At 73.2% G+C, this 18,007-nt stretch carries 15 protein-coding genes; 6 read left to right on the forward strand and 9 right to left on the reverse strand.

The window, feature by feature from the left end; all coding sequences use genetic code 11:
• Positions 1-190 precede the first annotated feature (190 nt).
• On the forward strand, positions 191-589 hold the full coding sequence (locus IEZ11_RS13925) for a hypothetical protein (RefSeq protein WP_189263004.1): 399 nt from the start codon (positions 191-193) through the stop codon (positions 587-589).
• Positions 590-684: 95 nt separating this feature from the next.
• Here IEZ11_RS13925 and IEZ11_RS13930 read toward each other — a convergent pair whose 3' ends face one another.
• The 5 genes from IEZ11_RS13930 to IEZ11_RS13950 form a co-directional block, all read right to left on the reverse strand.
• Complete coding sequence (locus tag IEZ11_RS13930; RefSeq protein ID WP_189263005.1) at positions 685-3,084, reverse strand: SpoIIE family protein phosphatase; 2,400 nt, start codon at positions 3,082-3,084, stop codon at positions 685-687.
• 319 nt (positions 3,085-3,403) lie between these two features.
• Complete coding sequence (locus IEZ11_RS13935) at positions 3,404-4,612, reverse strand: sugar ABC transporter permease (protein WP_189263006.1); 1,209 nt, start codon at positions 4,610-4,612, stop codon at positions 3,404-3,406.
• The gene (locus IEZ11_RS13940; RefSeq protein WP_229713002.1) at positions 4,603-5,382 is read right to left on the reverse strand and encodes an ATP-binding cassette domain-containing protein; all 780 of its coding nucleotides are present in this window, start codon (positions 5,380-5,382) and stop codon (positions 4,603-4,605) included. The genes IEZ11_RS13935 and IEZ11_RS13940 overlap by 10 nt, the downstream gene beginning before the upstream one ends.
• Before the next feature lie 69 nt (positions 5,383-5,451).
• Positions 5,452-6,555 carry a sugar ABC transporter substrate-binding protein gene (locus IEZ11_RS13945; protein ID WP_189263007.1) on the reverse strand — a complete coding sequence of 368 codons (1,104 nt, stop codon included), beginning with the start codon at positions 6,553-6,555 and terminating at the stop codon, positions 5,452-5,454.
• A gap of 70 nt (positions 6,556-6,625) precedes the next feature.
• Positions 6,626-7,123: a MarR family winged helix-turn-helix transcriptional regulator gene (locus IEZ11_RS13950; RefSeq protein ID WP_189263008.1), complete on the reverse strand. Its 498-nt coding sequence runs from the start codon at positions 7,121-7,123 to the stop codon at positions 6,626-6,628.
• Positions 7,124-7,296: 173 nt separating this feature from the next.
• Between IEZ11_RS13950 and IEZ11_RS13955 the strand changes: the two genes are divergently transcribed.
• Positions 7,297-8,673, forward strand: a complete 1,377-nt coding sequence (locus IEZ11_RS13955; RefSeq protein ID WP_189263009.1) for a pyridoxal phosphate-dependent decarboxylase family protein — start codon at positions 7,297-7,299, stop codon at positions 8,671-8,673.
• Between the two features lie 111 nt (positions 8,674-8,784).
• Here IEZ11_RS13955 and IEZ11_RS13960 read toward each other — a convergent pair whose 3' ends face one another.
• Positions 8,785-10,989: a SpoIIE family protein phosphatase gene (locus IEZ11_RS13960; protein WP_189263010.1), complete on the reverse strand. Its 2,205-nt coding sequence runs from the start codon at positions 10,987-10,989 to the stop codon at positions 8,785-8,787.
• 251 nt (positions 10,990-11,240) lie between these two features.
• Here IEZ11_RS13960 and IEZ11_RS13965 point away from each other — a divergent pair, with 251 nt between their 5' ends.
• Both IEZ11_RS13965 and IEZ11_RS13970 read left to right on the forward strand, forming a co-directional pair.
• Positions 11,241-12,185 (forward strand): RNA polymerase sigma-70 factor, encoded by a 945-nt coding sequence (locus tag IEZ11_RS13965; RefSeq protein ID WP_189263011.1) that lies wholly within the window; start codon positions 11,241-11,243, stop codon positions 12,183-12,185.
• A 179-nt stretch (positions 12,186-12,364) separates the two neighbouring features.
• On the forward strand, positions 12,365-13,597 hold the full coding sequence (locus tag IEZ11_RS13970; protein ID WP_189263012.1) for an NAD(P)/FAD-dependent oxidoreductase: 1,233 nt from the start codon (positions 12,365-12,367) through the stop codon (positions 13,595-13,597).
• A 58-nt stretch (positions 13,598-13,655) separates the two neighbouring features.
• On the opposite strand, the gene IEZ11_RS13975 is transcribed toward IEZ11_RS13970, so the two are convergent.
• The gene (locus tag IEZ11_RS13975) at positions 13,656-13,976 is read right to left on the reverse strand and encodes an antibiotic biosynthesis monooxygenase family protein (protein WP_189263013.1); all 321 of its coding nucleotides are present in this window, start codon (positions 13,974-13,976) and stop codon (positions 13,656-13,658) included.
• Positions 13,977-14,156: 180 nt separating this feature from the next.
• On the opposite strand from IEZ11_RS13975, the gene IEZ11_RS13980 reads away from it, so the two are divergent.
• Together IEZ11_RS13980 and IEZ11_RS13985 are read left to right on the forward strand one after the other, a co-directional pair.
• The gene (locus IEZ11_RS13980; protein ID WP_189263095.1) at positions 14,157-15,638 is read left to right on the forward strand and encodes an FG-GAP and VCBS repeat-containing protein; all 1,482 of its coding nucleotides are present in this window, start codon (positions 14,157-14,159) and stop codon (positions 15,636-15,638) included.
• A gap of 108 nt (positions 15,639-15,746) precedes the next feature.
• Positions 15,747-16,805 carry a YIP1 family protein gene (locus IEZ11_RS13985; protein WP_189263014.1) on the forward strand — a complete coding sequence of 353 codons (1,059 nt, stop codon included), beginning with the start codon at positions 15,747-15,749 and terminating at the stop codon, positions 16,803-16,805.
• Positions 16,806-16,868: 63 nt separating this feature from the next.
• Here IEZ11_RS13985 and IEZ11_RS13990 read toward each other — a convergent pair whose 3' ends face one another.
• Positions 16,869-17,378: a phosphoribosyltransferase gene (locus IEZ11_RS13990; protein ID WP_189263015.1), complete on the reverse strand. Its 510-nt coding sequence runs from the start codon at positions 17,376-17,378 to the stop codon at positions 16,869-16,871.
• 31 nt (positions 17,379-17,409) lie between these two features.
• Positions 17,410-17,985 (reverse strand): dCTP deaminase, encoded by a 576-nt coding sequence (gene dcd, locus IEZ11_RS13995; protein WP_189263016.1) that lies wholly within the window; start codon positions 17,983-17,985, stop codon positions 17,410-17,412.
• Between the last annotated feature and the right edge of the window lie 22 nt (positions 17,986-18,007).

Here is an 18,007-nt window from a genome sequence, read left to right on the forward strand (position 1 = left end):
CAGTCAACCAATGGTTCGTTGCCCGGGTGTTGTCGGATTGTTGTCCGCCGCGTTGTTCGTGGTGCGGGCGGTGGTGCGGGCGGTGGCGCGGGGGCCGGGCTCGTACTCAGGTCGCCCCCGAGGCCGCTGGACGACCGATCTGAGTACCCGCACTCTGTCCGGTGACCGGCCCGGCCGGAACGCTGGGGCCATGCGACTTGACAAGCCCGAGTTCCGGGCGGCGATACCGGCGTGTGTCCTCGCCGGCGTTTCGGTGGCGGCCTGGGCCGCCTGGCTGGGCTGGGACCAGCGGTACGACGTGCGGCCCGACGGCTCGACCAGCGGACCGTACGCGGTGTGGCAGGTCGTCGGGCTGGTGCTCACCCTGCTCGTGCCCGTCTGCTGGGCGGCGGCCCGCGGACACAGCACGGCGGCCGTGGGCGGTACGACCGCGGGGCTGACCCTGGCCGCCTGGGTCGACTGGTCGGACGATGCCAGTGGGCTCTTCATGGTCGGCGTGGTGCTGGTCATGGCCGGGACGTTCGTCACCACCGCCGTCGTCTCGGCCGTGACCGACACCCTGCGCCGGGACCTGCCGCTGCCCCGGTGACCGCTGGCCGCTGGCCGCCGCGTCGCGCCGACGCACCGCTCTGTCACCGCCCCGCCGCCCCGCCGCCGAGCAAGCCCAGCGCCCCACCCCCTCGGTCACGTGGACAGCGGCTGTTCCGCCCAGATCGTCTTGCCTGTCGGGGTCTGGCGGCTGCCCCAGCGTTCCGAGATCTGGGCGACCAGGAGCAGGCCCCGGCCGCCCTCGTCGTACACGCGGGCCCGGCGCAGGTGGGGCGCGGTGCTGCTGCCGTCGGAGACCTCGCAGATGAGGGAGGCGTCGCGGATCAGGCGGAGGGCTATCGGGCCGGTGCCGTAGCGGACCGCGTTCGTGACCAGTTCGCTGACGATGAGTTCGGTGGCGAACACGGTGTCCGTCAGCCCCCAGGCCTCCAACTGCTCGCAGGCCATCTTGCGGGCCCCGGAGACGGCGGCCGGGTGCCGGGGCAGCTGCCAGGTGCGGACCTGTGCGGTGTCCAGGGCGGAGGTGCGGGCGAGCAGGAGGACGATGTCGTCGGCCGGACGGTCCGTCAGGACCGTACGCAGGACGTGGTCGCAGATCTGCTCCAGGGGCGCGGCCGGGTCGGCGAGGGCCCGGCGGAGCAGGCCGAGGCCCACCTCGATGTCGTGGTCGGCGGTCTCCACCAGGCCGTCGGTGTAGAGGGCGAGGAGGCTGCCCTCGGCCAGTTCCACCTCGGCGGATTCGAAGGGCAGGCCGCCGAGGCCGAGCGGCGGGCCGGCCGGGAGGTCGAGGAAGCGGACGTCGCCGTCGGGGGTGACCAGGGCCGGCGGCGGATGGCCGGCGCGGGCCATGGTGCAGCGGCGGGTCACCGGGTCGTACACGGCGTACAGACAGGTCGCGCCGACCTCGCCGGAGGAGGCCGCCTCCGCACGGCCGGGCACCTCCGGGCCCTCCTCGCGGTCGAGCCGGATGACCAGGTCGTCCAGCTGGGTGAGGAGTTCGTCGGGAGCGAGGTCGACGTCCGCCAGCGTCCGTACCGCCGTCCGCAGGCGGCCCATCGTGGCCGACGCGTGGATGCCGTGGCCGACGACGTCGCCGACGACCAGGGCGACCCGGGCGCCGGAGAGCGGGATCACGTCGAACCAGTCACCGCCGACGTCCGCGCCGGACCCGGTGGGCAGGTAGCGGTAGGCCACCTCGGTCGCCGCCAGGCCCGGTGGCCGGCCGGGGAGCAGGCTGCGCTGCAGGGCGAGGGCGGTGCGGCGCTCACGGGTGTAGCGGCGGGCGTTGTCCACGCTCACCGCGGCCCTGGCGACGATCTCCTCGGCGAGCCGCTGGTCGTCCTCGGTGAAGGACTCGGGCGTGCGGTGCCGCAGGAAGTGGACCAGGCCGAGGGTGACGCCGCGGGCCCGCAGCGGAACCATCAGCACCGAGTGGATCAGGTGCCGGGCGACGGCGTCGGCGCGGGCCTGGGAGGTCCTGAGCCACTCCTGCATGCCGGGGTCGCCGGGCCGGTGGCGGGTGCCGTGGCCGGCGAGCAGGGTCCGCATCGGGGGCGTGCCGACCGGGTAGCGGAACGCCTCGCCCGAGTCGACCACCGACTCGGGGCAGCCGGCCAGCACCGACCGCTGCGCCGTACGGCGGACGGTGACCGGTTCGCCCGGTGTCAGCGGCTCCGGCTCGTCGCCGAGGGCGACGGACTCCAGCAGGTCGACGGTGACGAAGTCCGCGAAGCCGGTCACGGCGACCTCGGCCAGTTCCTCGGCGGTGCGGGTCACGTCGAGGGTGGTGCCGATGCGCATGCTCGCGTCGTTGAGGACGGCGAGGTGGCGGCGGGCCCAGTACTGCTCCGTGGTGTCGAAGACGACCGCGGACAGGCCCTGGACCCCGCCGTGCTCGTCCTTCAGCGGGGAGAAGTACATCGACCAGGAGTGCTCCCGGGTCTCGCCGGGCGCCTGGGCGTGCTGTTCGTGGAAGACGGTCCGCCCGGTGCGCAGGACCTGCCGCTGCAGGCGGTCGTACTCGTCGAAGGGCCAGCTGGACTCGATCTCCACCAGGGTCTTGCCGCGCATCTCCGCGACGGGCAGGCCCATGATCCGGGTCATGCTCTCGTTGGCGGCGACGAACCGGGCCTCCCGGTCGTAGATCGCGACCGGCATCGGCAGCTGGGCGAGGGTGAGGTCCCACAGGGTGCCCGCCCCGGGCTGTTCGCTTCCGGACAGGGGGGTCCGGACGGCACCGGTCACCAGCCACAGCGGCCGGCCGGTGCCGGCGTCCAGCGGGTTTCCCTGGAGGTGGACGACGACCCGGTCGCCGTTGCGGTGCCGCAGCGCGACCTCGGTGGACCACCGCCGGCCGTCGGCGAGGTGCCGGCGCGCGGACACGGGCAGGTCGGCGGCGAGCAGCAGCCGGGTGGAGCGGCCGATGATCTCGGCGGGCTCGTACCCGAGCAGCCGCCGGGCACCCGCGCTCCACACCAGGACCGCCCCGTCGGCGTCGACGACGACCGCCAGGTCCTCCGGTACGCGTCCCTCCATGGTGCCTCCGGACGTGCGGGTTCCTTGCCCCGTTACCAGGATCCCGCCAGGCCGTGCTCCGCTCAACCGCCGCCTGCCGCCTGCCGCCTGCCGCCTGCCGCCTGCCGCCTGCCGCCTGCCGCCTGCCGCCCGCCGCCCGCCGCCCGCCGCCCGCCGCCGCACCGGCGCCCGCCCGGCACATCGCGACACCGCTGGGGCCTGTCGTTCGGATCATCCCGGTGTCGCGTGTCGCGTGTCGCGTGTCGCGGGGCCCGGCCCGCTCGGGTCCGCCGAAAATGCCGCACCTGGTGGCCGGGCCGATCCGAACGACAGGCCCCGGCTAGGCCCGTACCCGTCCCGCCGCCGCTCGTCGGGTCAGGGCGTCGAAGACCACCGCGATCAGCAGCACCCCGCCAGTGATCATGAACTGGACCGCCGGCTGGACCCCCAGCAGGGCCATGCCCGAGGCGATCGACTGGATGATGAGCACCCCGAGCAGCGCGGACCAGGTCGAGCCGCGGCCGCCGAAGAGGCTGGTGCCGCCGATGACGGCGGCGGCGATCGCGTTGATCAGCAGCATGCCGGAGCCCGGCACCGTGGTCGCCGCCGTCAGCCGGGAGGCCACGAACAGGCCGCCGACCGCGGCCAGCGCGCCCGAGACGAGGAAGACGGCGATCCGTACCCGGGCCACCTCGACGCCCGCGCGCAGGGCCGCCTCCGTGCCGCCGCCCAGGGCGAGGACCTCCCGGCCGCAGGTCGTGCGGCGCAGCAGCAGGTCGGAGGCGACGAGGACCGCGAGGAAGATCAGGAGGGCCAGGGGCAGGCCCTCGAAACGGTCCAGGACGTACGCGGCGGCGAAGGCGGTGACGGCGAGCGGAGCGGTGCGCACCCAGATCTCGGCGGCCGGCCGGCGCGGCAGACCGGCGGTGGCGCGGCGGCCCCGGTCGTGGAAGGAGACGGCGAGGTGGGCGGCCGTACCGAGCGCCGCCAGGCCGTAGGTGGCGACGGCGGCCGCGAAGTGGCGGGCGGTGAGCATGGCGACCAGTCCGTCCCCGCTGAAGTTGATGGATCCCTCCGGGCCCAGCAGGTAGAGCATCAGGCCGTTCCAGGTCAGCAGCCCCGCGAGGGTCACCACGAAGGCGGGCAGCCCGGTCTTGGTGAACACGAATCCGTGGAAGGCCCCGGCGCCCGCGCCCGCCGCGACCGCGACGAGCACGGCGAGCCACTCCGGCATCCCGTGGTTCACGTTCAGCGCCGCGAACAGCGCGCCCGACAGACCGGCCAGCGAGCCCACCGACAGGTCGATCTCGCCGATCAGCAGGACGAAGACGACACCGACGGCGACCATCCCGGTCCCGACGATGTCCACGCTGAGCACGGACAGGTTGCGCGGCGAGAGGAAGTTCGCGTTGAGGCTCTGGAAGACCGCCCAGATCACGGCGAGGGCGAGCAGTACCGGGGCGGGGCCGAGGCCCCCTTCGTGCAGCCGGCGGCGCGCGGCCTCCGCGAACCGCCGGAAGCGGCCGGTGGCAGGCGCCGTCACGACCATCTCTCCCCGGGGTCGGTGGAGGGCCGGTGCCGGCCGGAGTGGTCCACCGCACCCGTGACGGAGGCGATGATCTGCTCCTGCGAGGTGGTGCCCACGTCGAACAGGCCGTTGTTGCGGCCCAGGCGCAGTACGGCGACCCGGTCGGCTACGGCCTTGATGTCTCCCATGTTGTGGCTGATGAGGAGGATTCCGGTGCCTCGGTCGCGGAGTTCCTCGATGAGGTCGAGGAACTGGTTGGTCTGTTCGATGCCCAGCGAGGCGGTGGGTTCGTCGAGGAGGAGCAGCCGCGGCCCGCTGAGGAACGACCGGGTGATCGCGACCACCTGCCGCTGGCCTCCGGAGAGCGTGGCGAGCGGCGCCCGCACGTCCGGGATGTCGATGGGCAGGGTCCGCAGCAGCTCACGGGCGCGGCGCTCCATCTCGACCTCGTCGAGGACACCGTGGCGGTGGATCTCCCGGCCGAGGAAGAGGTTGCCGACGACGTCGAGGTTCCCGCACATCGCGAGGTCCTGGTAGACGGTGGCGATGCCGAGGGCCCGGGCGTCGTGGGGGCGTCTGATCTGGACCGGTCGGCCCTCCCACGCGATGACGCCCCGGTCCGCGGGACCGACCCCGGAGATCACCTTGACCAGCGTGGACTTGCCGGCCGCGTTGCCGCCGACCAGGGCGACCACCTCCCCGGCCCGGATCTCCAGGTCGACGTCCACCAGCGCCTGGACGGCGGCGAAGCGCTTGGAGACACCGCGCAGTGCCAGCAGGGGCTGGACCACGGGGCCACCACCTCCTTCCCGGCGTGGGCAGGCTCATAAGGCTGACGGGACTCACAGGACTCATGAGATTCATGAGGTGAGTCCGGCCTTGGCGCAGGCGGACCGCAGCTTGGGGGTGCATATCTGGGCAATGGTGTAGATACCGTCCTTCACCACAGTGTCCTTGATCGTGCCGGCCGTCACCGGGTACGACGGCAGCAGCACCGAGGGGATGTTCCTGGTGGTCGCGCTGTCGACGGTGGTGGTGGCGACGGATCCGACCGGCTCGCCCCGCCCCAGCGCGACGGCCATCCGGACGGCGGCGTCGGCCTCGGCCCGGTAGGACTTGTAGACGGTCATGTACTGCCGGCCCGCGACGATCCGCTGCACCGCCACCAGGTCGGCGTCCTGGCCGGTCACCGGGGGCAGCGGCCGGACCGCGCCGGCGTCGAGGGCGGCGATCGCGGCCCCGGCGAGGCTGTCGTTGGCGGCCAGGACGCCGTCGACACGGTCCGCGCCCAGGGCGGCGATCGCGCCGGCCATCTCGGTGTAGGCGTTGTCCGGACGCCAGCCGGGGGTGTCGTACGACTTGCCGATCCGCACCCTGTCCCGCAGGACGGAGAGTGCGCCCCGCTCGAACCAGCCGGCGTTGGGGTCGGCCGCGGGACCGTTCAGCATGACGATCCGGCCGCCGTCCGCCTTCGCCCCCATGCCCTTCAGCAGCCCCTCGCCCTGGAGCCTGCCGATCGCCGCGCCGTCGAAGGTAACGTAACCGGAGATCGGACCCTGCGCGAGCCGGTCGTAGGCGACCACCGGGATGCCGGCCCGGTGCGCGGCCTCCACCGACGAGCGCAGCGACCTGGGGTCGATGGCGGAGAGGATCAGTACGTCCACGCCCCGGGTGATCATGGCGTCGAGCTGCTGCTGCTGGACCTCCGGCTCGGGGGTGGCCACCACGGCCGGTGCCGGGCAGTGCGGGCACAGCTGCTTCAGCCTCCGCTCGATGAGCGGCCGGTCGAACTGCCCGAACCGCGAGGCGCCGCCGCCCGGCAGCAGCACGCCGACGCTGAGCCCCGCGTCCCGCCCGTGCCCGCCCGCGCCCCCGCTTCCGCCGCAGGCCCCGGTCAGTGCGAACCCGGCACCGACGGCGACCGCGACGGCCACCCGGGCGAGGGACCTGCGCTTCCCACCCATGACCGGTTCCCCAGGTGATGTGACCCGACTTACCCTTTATCGGGTGTTCGGTATCAGGGTAGTGATGCCGTCACCCGGTGTCCTCGCGGAGTGCCCGGTCGATCGCGGCCAGTGCACCGGTCAGCCGCGTGTAGTCGTCGGCCGTCAGCGGCCCGACGAAGAACTCCTCCACGACCCGGGCGTGCACCGCGGCCGCGCCCAGCAGCGCCGTGTGCCCCGCGGCGGTCGGTTCCACCAGGGCCACCCGCCGGTCCCCGGGGGACGGCACCCGCCGGACCAGCCCGGCCTCCTCCATGCGGTCGACCAGGCGGGTGGTGCCGCTGCTGGTGAGCGTGAGGCCGTCGGCCAGCAGCCGCTGGGAGATCTCCTCGCCGGACCGGCGGCAGAGCAGGATCAGCACTTCCAGCATGGTGTGGCTGATCCCGCACTCCCGCCGCAACGCGCTGTCGATGCGCTGCTCCAGGCGGGTGGCGGACGTGATCAGGAGCCCGAAGTCCCGGACGAGCGGGCTGTTGGCGGCGCGGGCGGCGGCTTCGGCCGCGGTGTCCTGCTGGGGCGTGGAGTTCATCCCGACCGACCCTACTGCGACCGCACTCACCGCGACCGCACTCACCGCGACCGTACCCACCGCGGCCGCACCTGCTGCCGAGGCGATAGCTGATTACTCAATTGCTGATCGGGCGATTGCTGACCAGTCAATTAAATCGTACGGTGGGGGCACCGCGAGCGAGAGGAAGATCCGTGGATCTGCAGCACTGGCTCGGCCGAGCCACCGACGCGATACAGGAGTGGGCCGACACCTTCGGCCCCTACCGGCGCCACCCGTCCCTCGACGTCGCCGACGACCGCTTCGCGCCGGTCTTCGCGGAGTTCACGGACCGGCTCAAGGACAACTACCCCTTCTTCCACCCGCACTACGCGGGCCAGATGCTCAAGCCCCCGCACCCCGCCGCGGTGGTCGGCCACCTCACCGCGATGCTGATCAACCCCAACAACCACGCCCTGGACGGCGGCCCCGCCACGGCGGCGATGGAACGCGAGGCGGTCGCGCAGCTCGCCGCGATGTTCGGGTACGACACCCACCTCGGCCACCTCACCACCAGCGGCACCATCGCCAACCTCGAAGCCCTCTTCGTCGCCCGCGAACTCCACCCCGGCCGGGGCGTCGCGCACAGCGCCGACGCCCACTACACCCACGGCCGCATGTGCCACGTCCTGGGCCTGACCAGCCATCCCGTCCGCACCGACGACCAGGGCCGGATGGACCTCGACGCGCTGGCGGACGTGCTGGGGACCGGGCAGGTGGGCACCGTCGTCGTCACCGCGGGGACCACCGGGCTCGGCGCCGTCGACCCGGTGCACGAGATCCTCCCGCTCGCCGCGCGGCACGGCGTCCGCGTACACGTCGACGCGGCCTACGGCGGCTTCTTCACGCTCCTCGCCGGCGCCGCCGGGCCCGAGGGGCTGCCGCCCGAGCCCTGGCGGGCCCTCGGCCGGGCCGACTCGATCGTCGTCGACCCGCACAAGCACGGGCTCCAGCCTTACGGCTGCGGGGCCGTCCTCTTCCGGGACCCCGACGTCGGCCGCTTCTACCTGCACGACTCGCCGTACACCTACTTCACCTCGGGCGAGCTCCACCTGGGCGAGATCAGCCTGGAGTGCTCCCGTGCCGGTGCCGCGGCGGCGGCCCTGTGGCTCACCTTCCGGCTCCTGCCGCCCACGCCCGACGGCCTCGGCGAGGTGCTGGCTGCCGGGCGCCGGGCCGCCCTGCGTTGGGCGGACCTGATCGAGGCGTCGGACGTCCTGGAGCTCTACCAGCGCCCCCAGCTGGACATCGTCACCTACTTCCCGGCCACCGACCCGGCCGCCCTCAGCGCGATCGACGCCGCCTCCGCCCGCGTCCTGACCGACGGCATGGCCGCCCCCGACCCGGTCTTCCTCAGCACCCTCAAGGCCGACCGCGACGCCTTCGGCGCCCGCCACCCGAAGATCACGGCGGACGCGGACGGCGCCCGGATCCTGCGCAGCGTCCTCATGAAGCCGGAGTCGGAGGACCACGTCGAGTACCTGCACGACCGGGTGGAGCGGCTGGCCAGGGGGACGACACCCGCCACCTGACCACCGCCGGACGGAGGCCCGCCGGACGGAGGCCGGACCAGCCGACCGTCCCGGTGACCGGCGTGACGTCCGTACGGCCTGCCCCCGCCGCAGACGCGGCACCGCCGGGAGTCACGGGCGGTCGGTCCGCAGCAGGAGTACGGCGAGGTCGTCGGTGTGGCCGCCGGCCGGCCAGGCCCGGTGGAGGAGGCTGTCCACGAGGCGTTCCAGGTCGTCGACGTCGGCGTGCGCGAGGTACTCGGCGAGGTCGGCGGTGGCGCGGCCGACGTCGGCGCCGGGGCCGGGGCGTTCGACGAGGCCGTCGGTGTAGAGGGCGAGGACGGCACCCGGCGGGAGCGGGCCGCGGGTGACGGGGTAGCGGGCGCGGGCGTCGACCCCCAGCGGCGGCCCGGGGTCCAGACAGAGGGGGTGGGCCCGGCCGGCGGCCGGACGCAGCAGCGGCGGTGCGTGGCCGGCGCCGGCCAGGGTCAGCTCCTGACGGGCCAGGTCGAGGTGGACGTAGAGGCAGGTCACCAGGAGGTCGGGGGTCAGGTCGGCGAGCAGCCGGTTGGTGCGGGAGATGACCTGGTCCGGGGTGGCTCCGGAGGTGGCGTGGGCGTGGATGGCGGTGCGGACCTGGCCCATCAGGGCGGCCGCGGCCATGCTGTGGCCCTCCACGTCGCCGATCACGGCGGCCGCACAGGTGTCGTCCAGGCGCAGCAGGTCGTAGAAGTCGCCGCCGACGTCGATGCCGTGCCCGGCCGGCAGGTAGCGGGCGGCCACGTCGAGGCCGGGCAGGGCGGGGAGGCTGCGCGGCAGGAGCGCCTGCTGGAGCTGGTGGACGAGGTGGTGCTGGGTGTCGTAGAGGCGGGCCCGGTCCAGCGCCTGGGCGAGCAGACCGGCCAGCGGGGTGAGTACGGCGCGCTCGTCGGCGGTGAAGATGTGGGGGCGTTCGTAGGAGAGGACGCAGCAGCCCACCGCACGCCCCGAGATGACCAGGGGGAGGAAGGCCCACGCCTGTTTCCCGGTGACCAGGGGCGCCCGGGGGTAGCTCGCGGTCAGCTCGGCGGGGCTGCCGAAGAAGGCGGGCACACCGCCGGCCAGGACCTGGCCGGCCGGGGTGGCGCCGGAGTCGACGGGGATGGCGTCGAGGCGTTCGACGGCGTCGGCGGAGTAGCCGTGGTGCCCGGCGACCCGGAGACGGCCCGCCTCGGCGATGCTGAGCACCAGTCCCTGGGCGCCGAACGCGGGCAGGACCTGGTCCGCCATGAATGCGACGAGATCCCGGGTGGTCACCGTCTCGGTGAGCGCGGCCGCCAGGTGGACCAGCTGGTAGAGCCGTCCGGGCGTGCTCGGCGCCGGCTCGGCCCGCCCAACGGCTCCGCCCGCCGCCTCCGCCTCCGCCGCCCCTGCCGTCGTCCCCGTCCCGCCCGCGCCCGCCCCCGCTCCCACCCCCACCCCCGCTCCCACCCCCGCCGCTGTCTCCGCCCCGGCGGTGATGCGCACGCTGATACCGCTGGCGTCCGGGTGCAGGTGGAAGGCCAGCCAACGGTCCGGCGGACGGAGGGCGCTGAAGGACACCGGGGTCCGGCTGACGACCGCCAGCCGGTACCGCTCCTCGTACCTCAGGTCGTCCAGCCAGGGGAGCGACTGCCAGGGCCGGGTGCCGAGCATCCGGTCGGCGTCCCGGCCGAGCAGCCGGGCGGCCGGGGCGGACATGAACGTGATCCTTCCCTCCAGGTCCAGGGCCAGGGCGCCGTCGGGAAGCCGGTCGAGGTAGTCGACGGCGGCCAGCGCGGTCTGGGCCGGGTGGCGCTGCGAGTCCACAGCCACGACGCGCGGCCGGTCGGGAAGCGAGGGCGGCACCGGCGAGTCGTCCAGGAGCCGGGCCAGCCGGCGGGCGCTCGCGGTGATGTGGTGGCGTTCGCGGGTGGTGGCCCGGGGCGGGTGATCGGCGGGCCACATCAGCACCACCCCGCCCCAGCGGCGCCGCACCCCGGGCAACGGGGCCGCGGCGAGCGCGAAGGGGTACGGCAGGACGGTCGCCGTCCGCGGGTAGCGGCGCGCCATCTCGTCCTGCGAGCCGATCCAGACCAGGCGGTCCTCCGCGATCGCGTCGGCCACCGGGACGGGGGCGGTCAGCGGCAGCCGCCGCCAGGGCGCGGTGAAGTCGACGGGCAGTCCGCACAGGGCCACCAGGTGCAGCAGCGCGGCCGGTTCCTCGATGAGATACACGCCGCCGATCGCCGCCCCGGTCCGGCGGACCATGCCGGCCAGCGCCCTGCCCAGGGCGTCGTCGACCGACAGGTCGTCCCAGGGCCGGGCACGGAGCCGCATGACGTTCGCCCTCCGGTCGTGTGCGCACCGGGCGGCGCCCGCCGCCCGCGTCCTCTCCGGTCCCACCTAGGCAACCCACACCGCTTATTCACGACAATATGCGCATATTTTCTTACGGCAACAGTGGTCGTGCCGGGTCTCCCGCGCCTTCTCGCGCGCCTCACCCGCGCCCCCCAGGGGCGCGGGGAACTGCGCGAGTGCCCCCCCATGCACCAGCAGCCGCCCGCCGGGGCCGGGCTAGGATCCGGGGCATGGCCCTGACCATGACCGACGTGGACCGGTTCGAGGCGGCCAGGCCGCGCCTGGCGGCCATCGCCTACCGCCTGCTCGGTTCCGCGAGCGAGGCCGAGGACGCGGTGCAGGAGACGTATCTGCGCTGGCAGGCCGCCGACACCGGCCGCATCGAGGTCCCCGAGGCCTGGCTGACGAAGGTGCTCACCAACCTCTGCCTCAACCAGCTCACCTCGGCCCGCGCCCGCCGCGAGACCTACGTGGGCCAGTGGCTCCCCGAACCGCTGCTCGCCGGCGACCCGCTGCTCGGCCCCGCCGACACCGCGGAACGGCGCGAGTCGGTGTCGTACGCGGTCATGGTCCTGCTCGAGCGCCTCACCCCTGCCGAGCGCGCGGTCTACGTGCTGCGGGAGGCCTTCGACTACCCGCACCGGGAGATCGCCCGGATCCTCGACCTCACCGAGGCCGCCAGCCAGCAGATCCTGCACCGGGCCAGGAAGCACGTCGCGGACGGCCGGACTCGTACCGAGGTCGACGAGGCCGCCGCCCGGCGGATCATCGAGGAGTTCCTCGCGGCCGCCGGGACCGGCCGGACCGAGCCGCTCGTCCGGCTGCTCACCGAGGACGCCGTCGCGATCGGCGACGGCGGAGGGAAGGTACCGGCCGCCGCCAGGGCGTTCGAGGGTGCCCTCGCGGTCGCGAAGTTCATGCGGGGCCTGTTCAAACAGGGCCCGGCCCAGCGCGCCCTGGCCGGCGGCTCCGTCGAGCTGTACGACACGACCGTCAACGGCGGCCCCGCCCTGGTGGCGGTCGTCGGCGGCCGGATCTTCGGCGTGATGTGCCTGGAGATCACCACCGAGGGCATCGCCGCGTTCCGCAACCAGCTCAACCCCGACAAGCTGGAGCGCGCCACCAGGAGGTGGGCGGCGACCACGCACGGCGATCCGCTGCTCCGCCTCTTCTGACCTCCTCGTCCGTCGGTCCGTCCGCCCGCTCCGTCCGTCCGCTCCGTCCGCGCCGCCTCCTCTGACCGCCCCCTGGTGTGAGGTGCTTCACACCGTCCTCCTGTCAGGAAACGGCGGGCCGCCCGGTTCAGGGGGCGACCCGCTGAAGAGCTGGATGACTGGATGACAGGAGCAGGGACATGCAGCATCGCATCGTCGTCCTCGGTGCCGGATACGCCGGAGCCGTCGCCGCCGGCCGCCTCGCCCGGCGGCTGCACCGCGAGGACGTCGCCATCACCCTCGTCAACGCCGAGCCCGACTTCGTCGAGCGCGTCCGGATGCATCAGCTCGCGACCGGACAGGAGCTCAGGCCCCGGCCGTTCGCCGAGATGTTCACGGGGACCGGCGTGGAGCTGAGGCTCGCGAGGGTCACCGCCGTGGACGTCGACCGGAGGACGGTCACCGCGGACGGCCCCGGCGAGCAGGGTGCGGCGGAGCTGGAGTACGACACCCTCGTGTACGCCCTCGGCAGCGACTGGGACGACCAGGGTGTCCCCGGTGCCGCCGAGCACGCCGACCGGATCGCGAACCGCCCCGGGGCGCTGCGGCTGCGCGAGCGGCTCGCCGCGCTGGCGGCCGGGGCGCCCGTGGTCGTGGTCGGCGGCGGACTCACCGGTCTGGAGGCCGTGACCGAGATCGCCGAGGCCCGTCCGGACCTCGACGTCGCCCTCGCCGCCCGCGGCGCCCTCGGCGACTGGCTCTCCCCGAAGGGCCGCCGGCACCTGCGCAAGGTCCTCGACGGACTCGGAGTCACCGTGCACGAGCACACCGCCGTCACCGCCGTGACGCCCGGCCACGTGACCACGGCCGAGGGCACGGCCGTCCCGGCCGCCGTCACCCTGTGGACCACCGGCTTCGCCGTCCACCCGATCTCCCGGGCCACCGCCCTGGAGGTCACCGGCACCGGCCGGATCGTCGTCGACCGGACCATGCGCTCGGTCTCGCACCCGGACGTCTACGCGATCGGCGACGCCGCGATGGCGACGGGCCCGGCGGGAAACCCGCTCCGCATGTCCTGCGCCTCCGGCCTCCCGATGGCCTGGCAGGCCGCGGACGCCATCGCGGCCCGCCTGACCGGAGGAAAGCTCCCCGACACCCCGCTCCGCTATGTCAACCAGTGCGTCTCGCTGGGCCGCAGGGAGGGGCTGATCCAGTACGTCACGGCCGACGACCGCGCCGTACGGGCGGCGCTGACGGGCCGGGCCGCCGCCCTCTACAAGGAGCTGATCTGCAAGGGCGCGGCCTGGGCCGTGGCCCACCCGCTGCTGGGCCTCCCGGCCCGGCGCCGCCGCGTCGTACCGCAACCGGCGCCCCGGACGGACACCCCGCACACGACGGACACCCCGCGCACGACGACCACGACACCGGCCTGACCACACAGGGGGCCGGCCCCTTCCAGGCGACCGGCCCCCCTTCTCGACCCTCCGGCTCTCAGCCCTTCGGCCCCGCCGACTGCACCACCTCGAAGGACCACAGGGTCGAATCGGAGGCCGCCGGCTTCGGCCGTTCACCCTCCGCACCCCCCTGGTGCGCGCTCTTCATCGGCCCCTCCATCCACGCCTGGAAGGACTCCTCGTCCTTCCAGCGCGTGTACACGAGGTAGCTGTCGGTCCCTTCGACCGGCCGCAGCAGCTCGAACCACTCGAACCCGTCCGAGTTCTCCACGGCGTGCGCCCGCGAGGCGAACCGCTTCTCCAGGGTCTCCCGCTGCTCGGCGGGGACGGTCAGCACGTTGATCTTCACTACGCTCATGGGCCCATCCTGCACCAGCCGGTACCAAGGCTCCCGTAAGTAACAGCGGCCTCGGACATTCACCGAACTCCTGTACAACCCTTACTCCCAGGTGCGGGTCTCCTGATCGCTGGACACCATCTGACTCCGGCCGCCCGCCGGGAGGCGGACGGCCCCCGCATGCCGCAGGAGACGACCCGCATGCACACCTTCCCGCGACTCGCCCTCGCGACGGCCACCGCGGCCGCGCTGACCGGCGGTCTGCTCACCTTCTCGGCCGCCTCGGCGTCGGCCGCCGACCCCCTCAAGGCCGCCCGCGCCGACTTCAACGGCGACGGCATCGGCGACATCGCCACCTCCGCGACCACCGCCTACGTCAACGGTCACAAGGGCGCCGGTCAGGTCGTCGCCCTCTACGGCTCCGCCTCCGGCATCTCCACCGCCAAGCGCACCACCCTGAGCCAGAACAGCACCGGCGTCCCCGGCACCGCCGAGGCCGGCGACCAGTTCGGCTACGACCTGGCGTACGCCGACTTCAACGGCGACGGCTACGACGACCTCGCCGTCGGCTCGCCGACCGAGAAGGTCGGCACCGACACCGACGGCGGCACGGTCACCCTCCTGTGGGGCTCCGAGAACGGGCTCACCGGCAAGGGCGTCGACATCAAGGACCCGTCCCCGTCGTCCCACGACTACTGGGGGCAGACCCTTGCCGCCGCTGACTTCGACGGCGACGGCAAGCCCGATCTCGCCGTCGGCAGCTCCGCCGCCACCGTGTGGGTGTTCAAGGGCGGCATCGCGAGCAACGGCACGCCCGGCGGCCGGTACACCGTCAAGCCGCCGATCCAGTCGGGCACCGCCTCCTGGCCGTACGGCCCGCTGAAGCTCACCGCAGGCGATGTCAACGGCGACGGCCGCAGCGACCTGATCGTCGACGGGTACGAGACCAGGACCTCGAACCACTGGAACACCAACTACTGGCTCCCCGGCTCCGCCAACGGTCTGACCGCCACCGGTGCCAAGGCGCTCAAGAACGGCGTCGTCACCGGCATCGGCGACATCAACGGCGACGGCTTCGGCGACATCGTCAGCGGCGCCTCCTGGGACACCACCCTCAGCGACGGCAGCACCGTCCCGGACTCCGCCAAGGGCGGCCGGGTGGCCGTCACCTACGGCAGCGCCACGGGCCCGGCCAAGGCCGTCATGTTCAACCAGAACTCGTCCAACGTCCCCGGCACCTCCGAGAAGGGCGACGGCTTCGGCTGGGACCTCGACCTCGGCGACGTCAACGGCGACGGCTACGCCGACCTGGTCGTCTCCACGCCCAACGAGGACATCGGCAGCAAGACCAACACCGGTCAGGTCACCGTCCTGTACGGCTCGGCGAGCGGGATCGACCTCGCCTCCGGCGCCCAGTCCTTCGCGCAGAGCACGGCCGGCGTCCCCGGCGACGACGAGAAGAACGACCTCTTCGGCGCCGACGTCAAGCTCGACGACGTCACCGGCGACGGCCGGGCCGACCTGATCATCGGCTCGTACGAGAACGGCGGCGACGGCGCGGTGACCTACCTGCCGTCCAACGGCTCGAAGATCACCACGACCGGTTCGCGGGCCCTGGCCGCGAGCAAGGTGGGCGTGTCCACCAGCGGCGTCCCGCAGTTCGGCGCGGTCTTCGCCGACTGATCTCGTCCCACCCGGGAGCCCCGCAGGAGCCCTCTCAGGAGCCCTCTCAAGAGCCCCTCAGAGGCTTCCAGAAGCCCCCGGAACCCCCTAGGGGATGTCACATAGGGGATGTCACAGCTCTGCCGCAATGGCGGGCTCGGACCGCCGAGCCCGCCACGCGGCCGTCCCGGACCAGGTACGTTCGAGGACGTGGCTGGATTCAGGATCGGACGCGGCGGCCGGGACGACCGTGCCCCGCAAACGCGACCGCAACAACCCGCGTACGGGCAGCAGGCGCCGCCCCAGAGCTACGGGGGGCAGCCGGGGCCGTCGTACGGACACCCGTCGGCCCCGCAGCCGTCGTACCCGCACAGCGGCGGCGGGTCCGGCTGGCCGCAGGCGCGTGGCGGCCACCCGGGCCAGGCAGGCGGCGACGGCCCGGAGTACTTCGGCGACGACAACGGTTACGGCGGCGGACAGGGCGGCGGCTACGGCGCCGGCTACGGCGGACACGGCGCCGGCGCCCCCGACCCGTACGCGGCGAACAACCCGGGCAGCACCCAGGCCTTCTCGGTCGACGAGGCCGGTGCATACACCCAGGGCGCGACCTACCACGCCGGCTCGGCGGCGCCGTCCGGCCCGATCGGCCCGCGCCTGCACTGGAAGGACCTGCTGAAGGGGATCGTCCTCGCCCCGAACCAGACGTTCCTCCAGATGCGGGACTACGCGATGTGGGGCCCCGCCCTCGTCGTGACCTTCCTCTACGGCCTGCTCGCCGTCTTCGGCTTCGACGGTGCCCGCGCGGACGCGATAAACGCCACCCTCACCAACGCGATCCCGATCGTCCTGGTGACGGCGGTGGCGATGGTGATCTCGTTCTTCGTGCTGGGCGTGGTGACCCACACCCTGGCCCGTCAGCTGGGCGGCGACGGCGCCTGGCAGCCGACGGTGGGCCTGTCGATGCTGATCACGTCGGTGACCGACGCACCCCGGCTCCTCTTCGCCATGTTCTTCGGCGGCAACGCCGGCTTCGTCCAGCTCCTCGGCTGGGCGACCTGGGTCGCGGCGGGCGTCCTGCTCACGCTGATGGTCGGCAAGTCCCACGACCTGCCGTGGCCGAAGGCCCTGGGCGCATCGGCGATCCAGCTGATCGCCCTGCTGTCGATCGTGAAGCTGGGCACGTTCTGACGCACCTACGAGAAGGGCCCCCGGCGACTCCCGCCGGGGGCCCTTCTCACGCCGCCGCGCGCCTCACGCGTCCAGAACCTGCCCGGCGCGCCGCACCACGGGCGATTCGACACTCCACGGGAAGTTGATCCAGGCGTCGGTCCGCTTCCACACGTACTCGCACTTCACGAGGGACTGGGACTTCTCGTAGATCACGGCGGACCGGACCTCGGCCACGTGGTCGAGGCAGAAGTCGCGGACCAGCTTCAGCGTCTTGCCGGTGTCCGCGACGTCGTCCGTGATCAGGACCTTCTTGGCGCTGAAGTCGATGACGTTGGGGACCGGGGCGAGCATGACCGGCATCTCCAGAGTGGTCCCCACCCCCGTGTAGAACTCCACGTTCACCAGGTGCAGGTTCTTGCAGTCGAGGGCGTAGGCGAGCCCGCCGGCGACGAACACCCCGCCGCGGGCGATGGAGAGCACTATGTCCGGCTGGTACCCGTCGTCGGCGATGGTCTGGGCGAGTTCACGGACGGCGACGCCGAACCGCTCGTAGCTCAGGTTCTCCCGCACCCCGCTGTCGTCACCGCTCATATCCGGTCCCTCCTGGCCTCTCGCGCGTCCGTCACACCTGGGTCCGGTGGAAGTTCAGGTAGGAGCGGGAGGCGGTGGGTCCGCGCTGCCCCTGGTAGCGGGAGCCGTAGCGCTCGCTGCCGTAGGAGTGCTCCGCGGGGGAGGTGAGCCGGAACATGCAGAGCTGGCCGATCTTCATGCCGGGCCACAGCTTGATGGGGAGGGTCGCGAGATTGGACAGTTCGAGGGTCACGTGCCCGCTGAACCCGGGGTCGATGAACCCGGCGGTGGAGTGCGTGACCAGCCCGAGCCGCCCGAGCGAGGACTTGCCCTCCAGCCGGGACGCGAGATCGTCGGGGAGCGTGATGACCTCGTACGTCGAGGCGAGCACGAACTCACCGGGGTGGAGGATGAAGGGCTCGTCGCCCTCGGGCTCCACGAGCCGGGTGAGGTCCGGTTGCTCGACGGAGGGGTCGATGTGCGGGTACCGGTGGTTCTCGAACACCCGGAAGAAACGGTCCAGCCGTACGTCGATGCTCGACGGCTGCACCATGGATTCGTCGTAGGGATCGATCCGTACCCGCCCGGCGTCGATCTCGGCCCGGATGTCCTTGTCTGAGAGAAGCACGCCCCGAGGATACGCAAGGCGC

The sequence above is a fragment of the Streptomyces fuscichromogenes genome (genome assembly GCF_014645815.1).
Taxonomy (GTDB): Bacteria; Actinomycetota; Actinomycetes; order Streptomycetales; family Streptomycetaceae; genus Streptomyces; species Streptomyces fuscichromogenes.

What these genes read in the sequence shown, in the direction of transcription:
- IEZ11_RS13925 (WP_189263004.1), top strand. Translation starts at nt 191, where the DNA reads ATGCGACTTGACAAGCCCGAGTTCCGGGCGGCGATACCGGCGTGTGTC.
- IEZ11_RS13930 (WP_189263005.1), bottom strand. Translation starts at nt 3,084, where the DNA reads ATGGAGGGACGCGTACCGGAGGACCTGGCGGTCGTCGTCGACGCCGAC.
- IEZ11_RS13935 (WP_189263006.1), bottom strand. Translation starts at nt 4,612, where the DNA reads ATGGTCGTGACGGCGCCTGCCACCGGCCGCTTCCGGCGGTTCGCGGAG.
- IEZ11_RS13945 (WP_189263007.1), bottom strand. Translation starts at nt 6,555, where the DNA reads ATGGGTGGGAAGCGCAGGTCCCTCGCCCGGGTGGCCGTCGCGGTCGCC.
- IEZ11_RS13950 (WP_189263008.1), bottom strand. Translation starts at nt 7,123, where the DNA reads ATGAACTCCACGCCCCAGCAGGACACCGCGGCCGAAGCCGCCGCCCGC.
- IEZ11_RS13960 (WP_189263010.1), bottom strand. Translation starts at nt 10,989, where the DNA reads ATGCGGCTCCGTGCCCGGCCCTGGGACGACCTGTCGGTCGACGACGCC.
- IEZ11_RS13965 (WP_189263011.1), top strand. Translation starts at nt 11,241, where the DNA reads ATGGCCCTGACCATGACCGACGTGGACCGGTTCGAGGCGGCCAGGCCG.
- IEZ11_RS13970 (WP_189263012.1), top strand. Translation starts at nt 12,365, where the DNA reads ATGCAGCATCGCATCGTCGTCCTCGGTGCCGGATACGCCGGAGCCGTC.
- IEZ11_RS13975 (WP_189263013.1), bottom strand. Translation starts at nt 13,976, where the DNA reads ATGAGCGTAGTGAAGATCAACGTGCTGACCGTCCCCGCCGAGCAGCGG.
- IEZ11_RS13980 (WP_189263095.1), top strand. Translation starts at nt 14,157, where the DNA reads ATGCACACCTTCCCGCGACTCGCCCTCGCGACGGCCACCGCGGCCGCG.
- IEZ11_RS13985 (WP_189263014.1), top strand. Translation starts at nt 15,747, where the DNA reads ATGTCACAGCTCTGCCGCAATGGCGGGCTCGGACCGCCGAGCCCGCCA.
- IEZ11_RS13990 (WP_189263015.1), bottom strand. Translation starts at nt 17,378, where the DNA reads ATGAGCGGTGACGACAGCGGGGTGCGGGAGAACCTGAGCTACGAGCGG.